16 protein-coding genes are annotated in these 14030 nt (G+C 69.5%); 13 read left to right on the top strand and 3 right to left on the bottom strand.

Annotated elements, in window-relative coordinates; all coding sequences use genetic code 11:
* Positions 1-205 precede the first annotated feature (205 nt).
* The 13 genes from HNQ07_RS02145 (at position 206) to HNQ07_RS02085 (ending at position 11460) form a co-directional block, all read left to right on the top strand.
* Positions 206-1204: a hypothetical protein gene (locus tag HNQ07_RS02145; RefSeq protein ID WP_184109243.1), complete on the top strand. Its 999-nt coding sequence runs from the start codon at positions 206-208 to the stop codon at positions 1202-1204.
* Positions 1205-1444: 240 nt separating this feature from the next.
* Entirely contained in the window at positions 1445-3379 is a 1935-nt protein-coding gene (locus HNQ07_RS02140) for an NPCBM/NEW2 domain-containing protein (protein ID WP_311733219.1), read from the top strand.
* Positions 3380-4430: 1051 nt separating this feature from the next.
* Positions 4431-4685 carry a hypothetical protein gene (locus tag HNQ07_RS02135; RefSeq protein ID WP_184109241.1) on the top strand — a complete coding sequence of 85 codons (255 nt, stop codon included), beginning with the start codon at positions 4431-4433 and terminating at the stop codon, positions 4683-4685.
* Positions 4686-4794: 109 nt separating this feature from the next.
* Positions 4795-8223, top strand: coding sequence for a DUF927 domain-containing protein (locus HNQ07_RS02130; RefSeq protein WP_184109240.1), 3429 nt, complete (start codon positions 4795-4797; stop codon positions 8221-8223).
* Positions 8220-8765 carry a hypothetical protein gene (locus HNQ07_RS02125; protein ID WP_184109239.1) on the top strand — a complete coding sequence of 182 codons (546 nt, stop codon included), beginning with the start codon at positions 8220-8222 and terminating at the stop codon, positions 8763-8765. Before HNQ07_RS02130 ends, HNQ07_RS02125 begins: the two co-directional genes overlap by 4 nt.
* Positions 8762-9001, top strand: coding sequence for a hypothetical protein (locus HNQ07_RS02120; RefSeq protein ID WP_184109238.1), 240 nt, complete (start codon positions 8762-8764; stop codon positions 8999-9001). Before HNQ07_RS02125 ends, HNQ07_RS02120 begins: the two co-directional genes overlap by 4 nt.
* A 48-nt stretch (positions 9002-9049) precedes the next feature.
* Positions 9050-9346 (top strand): hypothetical protein, encoded by a 297-nt coding sequence (locus HNQ07_RS02115; protein WP_184109237.1) that lies wholly within the window; start codon positions 9050-9052, stop codon positions 9344-9346.
* Positions 9343-9561: a hypothetical protein gene (locus tag HNQ07_RS02110; RefSeq protein ID WP_184109236.1), complete on the top strand. Its 219-nt coding sequence runs from the start codon at positions 9343-9345 to the stop codon at positions 9559-9561. The genes HNQ07_RS02115 and HNQ07_RS02110 overlap by 4 nt, the downstream gene beginning before the upstream one ends.
* Positions 9558-9818 (top strand): hypothetical protein, encoded by a 261-nt coding sequence (locus HNQ07_RS02105; protein WP_184109235.1) that lies wholly within the window; start codon positions 9558-9560, stop codon positions 9816-9818. Before HNQ07_RS02110 ends, HNQ07_RS02105 begins: the two co-directional genes overlap by 4 nt.
* Positions 9815-9991, top strand: a complete 177-nt coding sequence (locus HNQ07_RS02100; RefSeq protein WP_184109234.1) for a hypothetical protein — start codon at positions 9815-9817, stop codon at positions 9989-9991. Before HNQ07_RS02105 ends, HNQ07_RS02100 begins: the two co-directional genes overlap by 4 nt.
* A complete protein-coding gene (locus HNQ07_RS02095; RefSeq protein WP_184109233.1) occupies positions 9988-10485 on the top strand; it encodes a hypothetical protein in 498 nt (165 codons plus the stop codon). The genes HNQ07_RS02100 and HNQ07_RS02095 overlap by 4 nt, the downstream gene beginning before the upstream one ends.
* Complete coding sequence (locus tag HNQ07_RS02090; RefSeq protein WP_184109232.1) at positions 10482-10823, top strand: hypothetical protein; 342 nt, start codon at positions 10482-10484, stop codon at positions 10821-10823. Before HNQ07_RS02095 ends, HNQ07_RS02090 begins: the two co-directional genes overlap by 4 nt.
* 328 nt (positions 10824-11151) lie before the next feature.
* On the top strand, positions 11152-11460 hold the full coding sequence (locus HNQ07_RS02085) for a hypothetical protein (RefSeq protein ID WP_184109231.1): 309 nt from the start codon (positions 11152-11154) through the stop codon (positions 11458-11460).
* 2 nt (positions 11461-11462) lie between these two features.
* Here HNQ07_RS02085 and HNQ07_RS02080 read toward each other — a convergent pair whose 3' ends face one another.
* The 3 genes from HNQ07_RS02080 to HNQ07_RS02070 form a co-directional block, all read right to left on the bottom strand.
* Positions 11463-12542, bottom strand: a complete 1080-nt coding sequence (locus tag HNQ07_RS02080; RefSeq protein ID WP_184109230.1) for a P63C domain-containing protein — start codon at positions 12540-12542, stop codon at positions 11463-11465.
* A gap of 91 nt (positions 12543-12633) precedes the next feature.
* Positions 12634-13509 carry a hypothetical protein gene (locus HNQ07_RS02075; protein ID WP_184109229.1) on the bottom strand — a complete coding sequence of 292 codons (876 nt, stop codon included), beginning with the start codon at positions 13507-13509 and terminating at the stop codon, positions 12634-12636.
* 157 nt (positions 13510-13666) lie between these two features.
* Entirely contained in the window at positions 13667-14020 is a 354-nt protein-coding gene (locus HNQ07_RS02070) for a hypothetical protein (protein ID WP_184109228.1), read from the bottom strand.
* Between the last annotated feature and the right edge of the window lie 10 nt (positions 14021-14030).

Here is a 14030-nt window from a genome sequence, read left to right as displayed (position 1 = left end):
TCCGCCGCCCCGGCCCCGCGCCCGGGCGGCGTTTTTTGGCCTGTTCCCCGCGAAGTACCCCCGTGGAAGCGATTCAGAAACGCCTGGAGTGAGAAGCTTCACACGTGAGTAGGAACCGGCTTTCAGGCGAGGTCCCTACAGTGCGGCAGCACTCCCCGTCCGGGGAGCAGTTCAGGGCCGGTGGCCCGTGGGTAAGGAGTGGGCTATGACCGGATTCATGACCAGTTGGATGGGACGCCGATCTCTTGAGCGCGCAGGGGCACTGCTGCTGACCGCCGCGCTGATGAGCTGCTCGGTGGCGTCCACGGAACCGACGCCCACGACAACGGTAGTGTCGGCCCAGCCGGCGGCACTGGTGTTCAGCAGCGCTCAGGGCCAGGCCAGCACGCCGCAGTCGGTGGCCCTGCAAAACCCGTCGGCCGAAGCGGTGACCGTGACATCGCTGAGCGTCTCAGACAGCGAATTTGAACTCGTGAACCCGCCAGCACTGCCGGTCACCCTGGCACCAGGAGGCGTGCTGGCGCTCCAGGTGCGCCTGAAGTCGACGGGGACTGTGGGGGTGCTCCGGGGCACCCTGCAGGCCCAGGGCGGCGCGGCCTCGGTGGCGCTCGCTGGCCTGCGCGCCAAGGGCCTGGAAGGCTCGAACGAACCGCCGATGGCGCAGATTGTGGACGCCCTGGGGTACGGGGTCAACGTCGGCTGGACCGGGCTGGAGTCGAGCACCACGACCTTCCCGCTGGGCGACGAGGTGATCGCCCCGCTGTTCGTGAAGGCGGGGACCGCTGCCGTCACGATCAGGCCCGTAGCGCGCTACTCGCCAGTCGGAGCCACGCCGTTCGGGTACTTCACGGTGTCCGGTTCAGCGGCGGTGCGACACGGGGTGGGCACGCTGGTCTCCGGCCAGTATCAGACGCTGAATCCCGCCGTGGACGGGGCGGCCTCCTCTGAGGTGCCGTTCGATCCAGGTACGGCGGCCTTCGGGGTGTACATCGATCCTGCGGCGTATTCATACCCGCTGACGTACACCAAGGACTCGCTCAACACCGGTCGCACGGCACACGCGGTGCGCGTCTATCCCCTCAAGGACCAGGCCGGCGCGGTCGTTCCGAACGCCTATCTGCTCGCCTTCGAGCCCAGTGTGAACGGCGACTACCAGGACGCGGTGTTCGTGATCCGCAACGTGAAGGTGGCCAGCAAGTCCTGAACCGGGGCGAGAGCGGCAGTGGGCCTGTTCTAAGGGCAAGCCATCGGCGAAAATGGGTCATCCAAGACGGACGGGGTGCCCGCAGCCTGCGGCCGTCCGGAGGAGGACCGGGTGGCGGACACAGGGCTGGGGTGGAAGCGGATCGGGCACGTCGTCGTGAACAGGTGGGGCCCCGCCCGGCCCCACCTGCCTCTGCTCTTGGCGGCGCTCGTGGCGTGCGGCTCGCCGTCGATGCCGCCTGTGTCGGGGAGCGCCACGCTCGGGGCCCAGACCATCGATCCGGGCGACAACACGCTGAGTAATGAACCCTTCGCCAGCGTGTCGAACGGCTGGGGACCGGTGGAGCGCAACCGCAGCAACGGTGAGACGGGCGGTACCGACGGCCGGACGCTGACGCTGAACGGTGTCGCCTACAGCCAGGGGTTCGGCACGCACGCGGCGTCCTCGATGACCTTCGACGTGCAGGGGCGCTGCCAGACCTTCACGGCGGACATCGGCGTGGACGACGAGGTTGGCACCTGGGGCAGCGTGGTCTTTCAGGTCTACGGCGACGGCGTGAAACTCTACGAGAGCCCCCGGCTGACCGGCGCCGACGCGGCCCGGCCTATCTCCGTCCCGATCGCCGGCCGCCGTGTGCTGCGGCTGGACGTGAGCGACGCGGGCGACGGCAGGGATTACGACCACGCCGACTGGGCCAGGGCGATGCTGCGGTCGTGCGCGGCCGCGACGGCACCCGAAGTGCGGCTGAACGCCGGCGGTCCGGCGTTGACCGTGGCCGGCGTCACGTGGGCGGCCTGCACTGCGGCGAGTTCCTGCCAGAACGCGGTGACGGGCGGCTTCGCCTACACGCCCAGCCCGCCGCCTGCCATCGCAGGGGCCGCTGCTCCCGCCACGCCTGAGCTGTACCAGTCCGAGTGGACGGGCGGCGCGACCCAGGGTGTCCCGGAGGGAAGCAGCGCCTTCGCCTTTCGCGTGCCGGTGCCGAACGGCAGCTACCGCGTGGCACTCCACTTCACCGAGCTGAACAAGTCCGCTGCCGGGCAGCGGCTGTTCGACGTCACGCTGGAGGGCACGACGGTCCTGCGGAACTTCGACATCTACGCCGAGGCGGGCGGCGCGAACCGTGCTCTGGTGAGGCGCTTCGACAGTCCCGTGAAGGACGGCGCGGTCGACCTCAACTTCATCCGGCGCGTCGAGAACGCCAAACTGAGCGCCCTCGAGATCACGCCGGTCAGTCTGCCCGCACCCCTGACGTGGAGCGGCCTCAAACCTGCTCCCAGCACCCTGTACGAGGCCCAGGGCGGCGCGGTTGGAGGCCGGCTGTATGTGCTCGGCGGGTTCTACACGAACCTGAACGGCCGCACGCCCGCTGCCACGACCGGCGCGTGGGTGTACGATCCCCCGGGCGCAGTCTGGAGTTCCCTGAAGGCCATACCGGACGCCGTGACGCACGCCGGCACCGCCACCGACGGGCCGTACCTCTACGTGGCGGGGGGCTTTCTCGGGAACCATCCCGGCCCGACCACCAACCATGTGTGGCGGTACGACACCCGCACCGACGCCTGGACAGCCCTGCCGCCCCTGCCGGTGGCCGTGGGCGCGGGCGCCCTTGTGCGGGTGGAGCGGACGCTGCATTTCTTCGGGGGCGTGCTGCGCGACTCGAACGGTTCGTACGTGCGTGACAGCGCCGACCACTGGACGCTGGACCTCGACCGACCCGCGGCATGGCAGCCGGACACGCCGCTGCCCAATCCGCGCAATCATCTGGGCGGGATAGCCCTGGGAGGGCTGATGTACGCGGTCGGCGGCCAGCACCTCGGCAACGAGGCGACGGACAATGTAACCGACGTGCACGCCTACGATCCGGCCACGCGGACGTGGACGGCAGTGAGGTCCCTGCCGATTCCACTGGGCCACATCGCCGCGTCCACCGTGGCGTGGCGCGGCCGGATCGTGGTCGTCGGCGGCGTGACCACCAGCAGCGCGGGCGCCGTGGAAGGCAAGGAGAGCGCCACGGTCTACGCGTATGATCCCGTGACCGACGCCTGGTCCAGCCTGACTGCCCTCCCGGACGTGCGACAGTCGCCGGTCGCCGACATCATCGGCGACGCGCTGTACGTCACCACCGGCGCCACGGCCTCCGGCCCGACCGCCACGACCTGGATCGGCCGGTGAGCACGGCCACGCGAGAGGCCCCGCCAGAGACGGGGCCTTCGTGGTGGGACGTGTAGGACTTGAACCTACAACCCGCTGATTAAAAGGAAGCGCCAGGCGCCTCCGGCCCCGCCCTGACTCCTCCGGCTCCGCCTCCACAATCTGCGCCCAGCACGCCTTTTCGGCAACGCCCATCACGGGGACTTCCGGTCGGACGTGCGTTCTGACGGGGGCAAATGGGCCGGACTTGGGCCACGTGGCCCGCCCAGCTTGCGGCCTCTTACGGCTGCGGCGTAACGGTGCTACGCTTCACGTGTGCATTCGGCCTTGACCTCAAACACCTTCGCCCCTGAAAAGTGGGCGCAGGTGGCCTCTGGGGCAACGTGGACAGCGTATACGGCGGGGCCTGACGGTCTGATTGCGGCGAAGGCCTTACGTGGCCCGCTGATCCTGTGGGCCACATCCGATCGCTTCCAAGACGCTGGAACGACTTCAAAATTCCACCTGCGATCGCCGCGGCCATCTACCCGTTGGAGGATCTCGCATCGCCTCCAGAAAGGCCGATACAAGTACAGCGCCTCGATAGTCCACCTCGCCGCGGTATATGAAACCCTCGGATTCAAGCTGAGGGGTGGCACCAAGCGAAGGATCTGGGATATTGCTGTCGGTCGATCGAAAACTGTTAGGCGGGCTCGGCAAGGAATAGAAAACGCGCGGTACCGTCAACATTGCCTCAAGGCGATCAGGCCACCCCAATCAGCAAAACGGACACAGAAGGTTCTCCCGTACAGCCGCATGGCCGAGGCGCTGGCAGGCTTCCAAATCCGGACGAGAGAGCTTTACGGCGGGACGGTCGATGCCTGCATCCTCCGGCCGCTATACGCGCGGCCACGCCCTCCCACCTGTCCCCTTGCGCCCCCTGTGGCCTGATCGCCGGGCCGCTTCGATTCTGGCGAAGCGGTAAGCGGTAGGCCCGGCCCTGCTGTGCGCCCCCCGTCCTCATGACGGGTGCGGCCCTCAGGTGTACATCTGGCGCGGCGAAGCGAACGCCAGCGCAGATGCAGGGGAACACATGACGCAAGGAGCAACCCTCCACGCGCCCGCACGCCCAGCTGGCGTGCCCGCCCACCTCGAAGACGGGGAGGCCGTCTACACGCCCAATCAGCTCTGGGAACGCTCGAAGATGCCGCGTGACCTGATCCGGTCGGCCATTACAGGTGGCTACCTGCCGGCGTACAACGCCGGACGTGGAGACAAGCCGCGGTACCTCGTGCGCTGGGCGGACTTCCTGGCGTGGCGTGAAACGCTGCGCGTAGGGCAGAAATGAAAGCGCCCGGCGCGGTGGCCGGGCAGCGGTCGGACGAAGCGGGCAGGCTTCGTGAACAGCATACCGGGCACGCCGTGCCCACTTCCGCCCCCCTGCCCATGGGGACGCCGTGAGCGCGCTGCATGGCGCCCTGACGCACCCGGCCAACCGGCCCGGCCCCCTGGTGCGGTGGCTGGCCGCGCAGGTGAACCCCGGCGCAGACCTGACCGGGCTGCGCGACGCGGGCGGGACGCTGTGCGACTTCCGGCACGGCCTGGAAGAGCACAGCCCATCCCTGTCGGCCAGCGTGGGGCGGGACGGTGCGGCCGTCTTCCACCGGTTCGGCGGGGATGATTTCGAGGGGGGCGCGGTGGAGTTCACGGCGTCCTGCCTGGGCATTCCGAAGGGCGAGGCGGCGCGGCTGCTGATCGACCGGGCCGGCCTGGTGGACAGCGCGCCCCACTCCAGCGAATGTAAGACGGTGCGGGCGCCACAGCCCACCGGCCGAACAGCGGCCGGACTCGCCAAGGCCCGCGCAGCCCTAGACAAGCTGCGCCCCCTGGCAGACGACCGGCGCGACGCCGCCCTTAGGGGGTGGATGCGCATCGACCAGGCCGAGGACACATCACAGGCGCAGGAGGTGGCGCGGCGGGGCCTCTCCCCTGCCCTCGCCTCCGGCCTGCTGACGGCCTACCGGTGGACGGGTGACGGGAGTCAGGACGGCGGAACGCGCAGACGGGCCACGCTACCGCGCCACATCCTGCCCGGCGCGCTGGCCTTCGAGGTCACGGGGCCGGACGGCACGCCCTGGGCGGTGAAGGCCAGGAACCCTGGCACGAAGACAGAGCTGCAGGCCGTAAACGCGCAGCGGTACGTGTATGTCACGGCGGGCCAGTCCACGCCGGCCTTCTGCGGCCCCGGCCAGCTCGAGGGAGGCCGCGCCTTCCTGATCGTCGAAGGAGAACTGAACGCGGCGGCGTGCGTCGTGATGCTCACCGCGGCCGGACACGGGGACGCATATGCCGTGCAGGGCGTGGCCTCTGCGGTGGCCTTCCCCCACGTGGCACACGTCCCCGCCGGCGCGCGAGTGTGCGTGTACGCGGATCCGGACGACGAGGGCACCAAGGCGCGGACGAAGTGGGCGGACGTCCTGGCCGCGCAGGGCTGCCACGTGTTCCAGGTGGCGGCCCCGGGCAGTGGCCAGCCCTCCCCCTTCGCTGTGGAGGGCAACCCGGACGCAGATGCGTGTGACGCCCTGGGCACCGTGCCGGAGGGCGAAGCGCCGGACGCGCACGCGGCCCACCGGGGCGCGCTGCTGCTGGCCGCCCTCCATGCGGCGCGGCGCTGGCAGCCGGACGCCCAGGAGCCGCCGGACCGGGCGCCCACGCCGGGACAGAGCCAGCCGGGGGACGTGTGGGAATCCAGGCGCCACGGGTACGGCGTGCGCGGCGGCCGGCTGTGCGCCCTGAGCCTCAAGAAAGGCGAGGACGGCGAGGACTTCGAGGCCGTGGAGGTGCTGGCAGACTTCTCGGCCTTCATCACGGCGGAAGTGATCGAAGACGACGGCAGCGGCGAAGCGCGCCGGGTGTTCCAGATCGAAGGCCGGGCCCCGGACGGCGCGCCACTCTTCCCCCCTGTGGTGACGGTGCCCACCTCGGAGTTCTCCGGCATGTCCTGGCCCGTGGCGAAGTGGGGCGGCGCCGCCCGCGTGCCCGCCGGCCAGGGCAAGAAAGACAAGGCGCGGGACGCCGTGCAGGTGCTCTCGAATGCCCAGGGCTATGCGCGCCGCACGGTCTACCAGCACACGGGCTGGATTACGCACCCAGAGCACGGCCCGGTGTACCTCACCGCCGGCGCAGTGATCGGCGCGACCGGCGCGGTGGACGGAGTGGCGGTCGACCTGGCCGGTCGGCTGGACGCCTACGCCCTGCCAGATCCGGTGAAGGATGACACGGGCGCGGGGCGGACGGTCGACGAGTTGCGCGCAGCCGTGCGGGCGTCCCTAGACCTGCTGACCTTGGCCCCGGATCCGGTGGCCGTGCCCATGCTGGGCGCCGCGTACCGGGCCATCCTCGGTCCGGCGGACTTCGTGGTGTGGACGGTGGGCGAGACGGGCCGGCACAAGACCGCCTTCATGGGCCTGGTGATGGCGCACTACGGCGCGCGGTGGGGACGGAAGTTCCTCCCGGACGGCTGGAACAGTTCAGCGAACGCCCTGGAAAGCAGCGCCTTCCGGGTGAAGGATGCGCTGTTCGTGATCGACGACTTCAAGCCGGCGGGCAGTCTGGGCGACCGGGCGCGGCTGGACGGCGCGGCCTCAAGGGTCATCCAGGGAGCGGCAGACGGCGCGGGGCGCGGCACGCTCACTGCAGACCGCAAGTCCCGGGCGGCGCTGTACCCGCGCGGCCTGATCGCCACGTCTGCCGAGGATCTGCCGCGCGGCCACAGCAACCGGGCGCGCCTGGTCATGGTGGAGGTGCTGCGCCCCCTGATCGACAGCCCCGCGAAGTCTGCCGCTTACCATGCCGGTGAAGAGAGAGCGGCGGTCGGCGTGTACGCGCTGGCCCTGGCCGGCTTCGTGCAGGCGGTGGCCAGCGCCTTTGAGGACGTGCGGGCGGGGAGCGCGGCCCACCTGCGCCGGGTGCGCGCCCTGGCCCCGGACTTCCAGGGCGTGCATGGCCGCACCGGGGACGCCGCGGCAGAGCTGGCCTACGGCTGGGAGGTTTTTCTGTCCTACGCCGTGGCCGTGGGCGCCGTGAGCACGTCGGAGGCGGGCGCCCTGTGGGAGCGGGTGACGGGGGCCCTCGGCGAGACGGCGCGGGGTCAGGGAGAGCACCTGCAGGACGCGGACCCGGTGGCCCGCGCGCTGGCCGTGCTGTCCGGGCTGCTGGCCCAGGGCCGCGTGTACCTCGAAGACCTGCGCGTCGGAGGGAAGCCGGAAGCGCACGCCGCCCCGCTGTGCGGCTGGCAGCGTCACGGCGACCGGGGCCAGTACGGCGAAGAGGACACGTTCACCACGAAGCCCGGCGCCGTCATGGTGGGGTACTACTCGAGGGCGGGGGGCAATGAGTGGGGCCACTTTCTGCCGGACGGCCTGCACGAAGCCGTGCAGCGGGCGGTCACGGGTCAGGGCGGCGCGGCCCTGCCGGACCCGTCGAAGCTGTGGGGGAACCTGCGCGACCGCCTGCACGCAGCCGGGCTGATGAAGTGCGACCGGGAAGGCACGCGCGTTCGGGCCACGGCGCGGGCCACGCTCCCCAACGGAACACAGCAAGCGCTCATCACACTCCGTCTACCGATAGGTGCCCCCTATCAATCCGTGGTGCAAGTGGTGCAAGTGGGGCATGACGGCGAAGAAAGCACGTCAGACACAGGGGCTACAGCTTGCACCACATTGAATCTCTATCCCTTTTCAGTGGTGCAAGTGGTGCAAGAGGGGGCCGCGTTCCCGCTCGTCTCTTCGCCGTTCCCCTCGGACGCGCCGCCCCGTTCCCTGACCCTCGAAGACCTGGAAGGGCTGGCAGAGGGCGAGGACATGCCAGGCGTGGTGATGCTGTGACCGTGCCCAACCTGCTGGCCCTGCTGACCTCGTGTGGCGCGCACGTGACCGCGCGGGGGGACACTCTGGCCCTGAGTGGCAAGCGCCCACCTGCGCCGCTGCTCGACGCCCTGCGCGCCCGGAAGGCGGACGTGCTGGCCTACCTGCTGAATCCGGCGCAGGGGGAAGCGGTGCCCGTTCCTCCTTCGCCGGATCCGGCGCCGCGCCCCGCCGGCCCCGCGCCGGAGGTTGTCTCGCCCCGTTACAACCTGCCTGACCGGCCGGACTGGGCGCAGATCGCGGCGCAGGAGGGCCGGTGCGGGAGTTGCGCCCTCGCGGTCGACGCGCCGGAGTGGGGGCCGCTCATGGTCACGTGCAGCTGTGCTCCGGACGCATGGTGGCCCCTGCCGGCTCCGCTGGCTCTGCACGTGGGCGCGCGGTGCGGCGCGTACCTCACGCCCGGCGACGACGTGGGCCGGGGGTACCGCTCACACGCCGCCGCGCAGACGTGGGGCACGGGAGCACGCGCCGCGCCGCGAAGCGTCCAAGGGGGCCGCGCGTGACGCCACTGCAGTGGGCCGTGTTGAGCGCCTACGCCCGCGCCCTGCCTGAAGACAGCGAGACGCGGCGTGCCCTGGATGCGGCCACGGCGCAGGGCGCGCCCGGTCCGTCCGGGCAGCGCGTGGCCCTGACCCTGGCCCGGCACGCGGGCATGATTGACGGTCAGCGCATCACGGAGTTCGGACGGGACGCGGCACGGCGCTTCCTCGCACGTCTGCCGTCGAAGGGTCAGCCATGACACCCCCCCCCGGTCTATTCACGCGCCCACGGGCGCAGGTGGTGAACCATGCCCAACCCGAATCCCCACGAAGCCCGGCAGGCGAAGCGCCGGAAGCGCCGCGCGCAGCCCGGCACCCTCGAAGACGCCCGCGCGCTGCTGTGGCGCGCACTCACGCGGGCCGGCGAGCTGCTGGAAGTGGAAGACGCAGGCCACGCGTTGAAAGCTGTTCACGCCATCTCACAGGGCGCGGCGGCATACGCCCGGATCGTGGAGGTGGGAGAACTCGAAGCGCGCTTGTCTGCCCTCGAGGATGCGGCGGACGAAGAGGAACGCGGCGGGCCACGCCTGAGCAGGACGGCATGACACGCGGCAAGGGGGCGCGGGTGAAGCAGCTGGAAGCACAGCGCCGGGCCTTCGAGACCTCACACGTGCGCCGGTCGGAGCTGCCCGGCGTGCTGCTGGCCGTGTTCCAGATCGTGCAGGAAGAGGCGGGGACGCCGGCCTTCCAGCGGATCGCGGGGCGCATGGTCAGGGCGAAGGCCGCGCAGGTGGCAGCGCTGGCCAGAGGCCGGACATGACGGCGCGGCGACGGCGACTCGAAGCCCTAGAAGCCGCCCACGCCGGCCGGGTGGATTCCGCGGAAGCGCGCATGCGCGCGGCGTACCTGGACGAACTGTCCGACCGGGAACTGGACGAGCTGCACGCGGCGCTGCTCCGCGCGGAGGGGCACGCGGATCCGGACAGCGAGGCCGCGCGCGTGCGCGCAGAGGTGGAGGCCATGTCGGACGAAGAGCTGTGGGCGCTGATCGCCCGTATGGATGGAGGAACACCATGAAGGCAAGAACGCGCGGGCGCCTGGCCCGTATGGAAGCGCAGCGCACCCCGGCGGGCGTGCCCCCGGTGATCGTGCGGCACATCGTCAATCATGGCCCGGACGGGGCGCCCGTGAACCTGCGCATGGAGCGGCGAGAGGTCAACCTGTACCCAGCGGATCGGGGGACGTCGTGACCGGCCCGCGTGGCCGGCTGGCCCGTCTGGACGCGCTTGAGGCGGCGCACATGGCGCGTATCGATGGGGCCAGAGCATCCAACTGGGCACAGCTCGAGGCGGCTCAGGAGCGACTGTCACCCGCGCACCGGGACGCGTGGGAGGACGCGTGGCAGGTCACGGAGCACGGCCAGGATCCGGACGCCCTGGCCCGGATCCGGCGGGCGTGCGCGCACCTGCCGGACGGCCTGCCCGTGCCGCACCCGGCGAAGGAAGACGCGGAGGCGTGGGCGGACGCGGCACTGAACGTGCCGGGCGGCGCGCCGCTACTGGCCCCGCCGGCTGAACGGGTGCCGGCGTTCCTGGCCTACTTCGAGGCGTGCGCCGCATGGTGTGTCGCGGAAGCGGTGCGCGTTCCCCTCTCGCCGGACGTGCACCGTCTGGCCCGCTGGGGCGCGGCCCTGTGGACCTTCGAGGCGGCGCTGTGCGGGGTGCTGGCTGGGGGCACGGCATGACCCGGGACGCCCTGCGCGGGCACTACACGGTGGGCGGACGCCCGGCGTGTCATCTGGGGTACGGCACGCGCGGCCCGGTGCCGTACGCGGCGCGCGTGACCCTCCGGGACGTCTGCGAGGCGCGCGGCCTGAGCGTCTATCAGGTGGCCATGAGCGGCTACGCACAGGGCACGGTCGACGCGGGCACGGTGTACCGGCTGGCCCGTGGGGACACGACCCGCATCGACCTGACCACGCTGGCCACGGTGGCCGGCATCATCCACGCGCTGACCGGGCAGCCGGTGCACGTGGGGGAGCTGCTGGCCCTCGAGGTGGATGGGTCGGAGGCGGCCCCGTAGGCGCTGAGCGGGCCGGGCCTCCGGGGAGACTTGGCCGGCGAAGGGAAGCACGCGGAAGTCGTCAGGATGTCAGGTTTTATCAGGTGGAGCTAGCGCCCACCATGCCCCAGCAAAGCCATCTGGGCGCGCTTCCAGCGGCACCGGTTCCTGACCAATCGGACGACGTTGCACAGTGCACGCGACCTTAGCAATTCTGAACATGTACAAACGCCCACTAATGAGCGTTTTTCGCGTGCAGGCGGGCAGGCACGGCCGGGCCACGGTGAAGCGTAAGTGTGCTGCTACTGCGCGGACGTGGATTCGTCATGGGGTCTGCCACACTGACGGCATGAGCCGCGGGCCGGGACGGGTACAGCGCGCCATCCTGCAGGCCGTGGAGGGCGGGCCGCTGGACGTGTGGACGCTGACGCTGTATGCCCAGGCCAGCGAGAGCAGCACGCGCCGGGCCCTGCGGGCGCTGGCCCGCGCGGGGCGCGTGGCGTCCCTGGGATACGGCGTGCGGGGCGGGCAGCGGTGGGGTTTGCCGGTGCAGGTGGCAGCGATGCGCGCAGTAGCAGATAGCTTCGAGAATCTACCCGCCCGCATGGGGGCGCGTTTTGCATGTTCGTTTCGCAGATGTTTGATCAGTGCACTGTAACGCTAGAGTTCGTTCTCCACGATTTCAGCTTTGCCAGCTGGAACTACTGCATCCGTCTGCGAGTTATCGTAATCGAATAGAGGCATTGGCTGATACTTGGGCATAGACCTATCGATAAGGGTTTGAAACGTCTTCCAGTCTGGGGAAGCCTTCATAAGTGTGATGACTCCAGAGAGATGAAGCTGCAACTTACGCCGCCCCTCTTCCTGCGTCAGCCACTGATGGTGCTTAGATTTGCGATTGCCGTTTTCGTTCGTAGGATTGATTCTTCTCAGCTCCTCCAAAACACCAGGAGCAAGCCGGCGGTACACGATGTCGTTGGTCAGCAAACCAAAATACTGTGGCCTTGAGTTAACGTTCTTCCAGTTCATTCCGCGCAGCCTAAAAAGCTCTTGATAGAACTCAATGGGGAAGGTGGGTACCCACTTACTCAACTCTTTGCTGATAAATGCCTCGAGAATCTCTGCCAGCGCGTTTTTCTCGCGGTCAAATTGGTAGCCCGTTGCCTCATCGACCAGTGCTACGGCTCCAACTTCTGCGAGGCCTCTAATGAGGATATCGGCGTGGCGGGCGGCCTCGAGTTGGCGCGGGGTTGTTAGTACGCCGGCGTCACGAGCCTTGAGCCAGACCGTGCAGACTTTAGGTAGAAGCCTGGCATCGAGACCTTTACTCCGGCTTCCACCACCCGAGGAGGTAAACCATATCGGCTTACTCAACATCTTCTCGAGGTCTTCATCTACGAACCTACGAACGTTTTTATTAGCCACAAAGAGGGGTAGAACGGCGTCATCGCCGTCACTTTTGCTCTCTCTCTCCCGTACGTGCACAGCTCCGCTGCGATACATACCGAGAGCGTTGATCACCGCTGTTTCCGAGATGACCCTTGTGCCGTCCTCTAGAACTGCGCATTGAAGAATCATGTCGTTGATCTTCAGTTCGCCCTCGTGTGTCGCCTTCTTCCCTTTGCTCCACCTAGACACTGCTGCTTTCTTAGCGATCTCGCTTCGCTCCTCTTTGCTGAGCGCCTGTGCACGTGCTTTCCCTCCGCTCGCCGCCATCGCCTGTTTATCATCCACATCCATAGTGCCCCCTTGCTTGCTAGCAAGCACTGTACATCCTTGCTTGCTAGCAAGCAAGGGCCACGTGGCGTGGGAGAGCGACGTTGTGCCCTGATCAGTTCGGACATGACATAGAAGTGCCACTGTCCTCGCCGTCCTCCGGCAGTCCCCACGCACTACGCACGTTACGGGCGTCTGCGGGCGTGAGGCGCACCGTCACGGCCTCGCCCTCCACGGTCAGGGCCAGGAACGCGCTGCCATCCGGCAGGGGTGTCAGGGTGCCAGTGTCCCGCGTGGCCGGGTACTCTTCGCCCCCGCCCATTCCCACTGTGACGCGGCCCTCTGGCAGCACGTCGACATACTGCGCGGTGTATACGAGGGGCACGCTGGGCAGCGGATCCGGGAACGGCAGGTCAGCCGGCGAAGGGGAAACCTGGGCGGGATGATTCAAGGCGCCGAGGACGGCTGACGTTAGGTCTTCCGCTTCGCCGTCCTCGAGGCTGGGCGCGGTCTCGAGCAAGTGCGACACGGCCCCCCATGCAGCCAGGTGCCCGGCCTCCACGCTGTAGACCTGGCCGGCCGCCCACGCGGGCAGGGTGTGGGGAGTGGCCAGGGCCAGGTGTAACGCCTCCACGGCATCCGCGCTCAGGACCGTGCTGGCCTGCTGGCAGCGATCGACGGCCCACAGGCGGACCCGGGCCAGCGTTGCCCACGCGTCCCACTGCCCCGCACGCTGGGCATCGTCGAGAGAGGCATACAGCCCAGACGCGGCGAAGGTCAGCACATCGACCGCGGCGGCGTGGGCGCCGGGCAGACGTGGCCCGGCCTGGTCCTGAGCGAAGCTGGCGAAACACTGCAGGAGGTCTTCAAGGCGCCCGGCCACGCGCTCAGCATTGGGCAGCATGAAGGCGAAGGCGCGGGCGTCCGTCATGGCATCCCCATTCAGGGTCAGGCCGTGAAGGAAGGGGGTCAGGTCGCGGAGTGGGGTCATGGGTGCGTCCATCCTGTCAGGGTGTGGCCCCACCTGTGGCAGCAGGTAGGGCGCAGGGGTCAACGGGGCCGGGGAGCCAGGCCGGCGAAGGGAACGCGTGGGGGCGCAGCGCGAGCACCTGCGTGCGGGCGGTGCGGGGGTTCCTCGGCCGCCCTGGTCACGCAGCGCCCTCGCCGTTCCCGGCGTGGTTCTCGAAGTGGGCGCGGGCGGCGCGCCATGCCTGCACGGCCTGGGCGTGCGCCTCCACCGCTTCCAGCAGTTCCCGGCACGCGCGCACGGCACGCAGGTGCAGCACCGTGCGCGCGGTGGCCGTCTCGAAGGCGGCGCAGCTCCCCGCCGGGAGGAGCATGCGCCCGTGCACGTCCGGCAGGGGACGCGGGGCCGTCACGGTCACGCGGGCGTCCTCCGGGACGCGGTACGGCCGGGGCATGGAGCCGTGATCCTCCGCACAGATGTACAGCACCGGACGGCCATCCCCCTCGAAGATCATGGCCGTGGCGCGCAGGGTCACGGCGAAAGGA

This window comes from Deinococcus metalli (assembly GCF_014201805.1).
Classification (GTDB): Bacteria; Deinococcota; Deinococci; order Deinococcales; family Deinococcaceae; genus Deinococcus; species Deinococcus metalli.
This window is presented reverse-complemented; position numbering and strand designations above follow the sequence as displayed.

What these genes read in the sequence shown, in the direction of transcription:
- HNQ07_RS02075 (WP_184109229.1), bottom strand. Translation starts at nt 13,509, where the DNA reads ATGACCCCACTCCGCGACCTGACCCCCTTCCTTCACGGCCTGACCCTG.
- HNQ07_RS02100 (WP_184109234.1), top strand. Translation starts at nt 9,815, where the DNA reads ATGAAGGCAAGAACGCGCGGGCGCCTGGCCCGTATGGAAGCGCAGCGC.
- HNQ07_RS02145 (WP_184109243.1), top strand. Translation starts at nt 206, where the DNA reads ATGACCGGATTCATGACCAGTTGGATGGGACGCCGATCTCTTGAGCGC.
- HNQ07_RS02085 (WP_184109231.1), top strand. Translation starts at nt 11,152, where the DNA reads ATGAGCCGCGGGCCGGGACGGGTACAGCGCGCCATCCTGCAGGCCGTG.
- HNQ07_RS02110 (WP_184109236.1), top strand. Translation starts at nt 9,343, where the DNA reads ATGACACGCGGCAAGGGGGCGCGGGTGAAGCAGCTGGAAGCACAGCGC.
- HNQ07_RS02105 (WP_184109235.1), top strand. Translation starts at nt 9,558, where the DNA reads ATGACGGCGCGGCGACGGCGACTCGAAGCCCTAGAAGCCGCCCACGCC.
- HNQ07_RS02090 (WP_184109232.1), top strand. Translation starts at nt 10,482, where the DNA reads ATGACCCGGGACGCCCTGCGCGGGCACTACACGGTGGGCGGACGCCCG.
- HNQ07_RS02115 (WP_184109237.1), top strand. Translation starts at nt 9,050, where the DNA reads ATGCCCAACCCGAATCCCCACGAAGCCCGGCAGGCGAAGCGCCGGAAG.
- HNQ07_RS02080 (WP_184109230.1), bottom strand. Translation starts at nt 12,542, where the DNA reads ATGGATGTGGATGATAAACAGGCGATGGCGGCGAGCGGAGGGAAAGCA.
- HNQ07_RS02135 (WP_184109241.1), top strand. Translation starts at nt 4,431, where the DNA reads ATGACGCAAGGAGCAACCCTCCACGCGCCCGCACGCCCAGCTGGCGTG.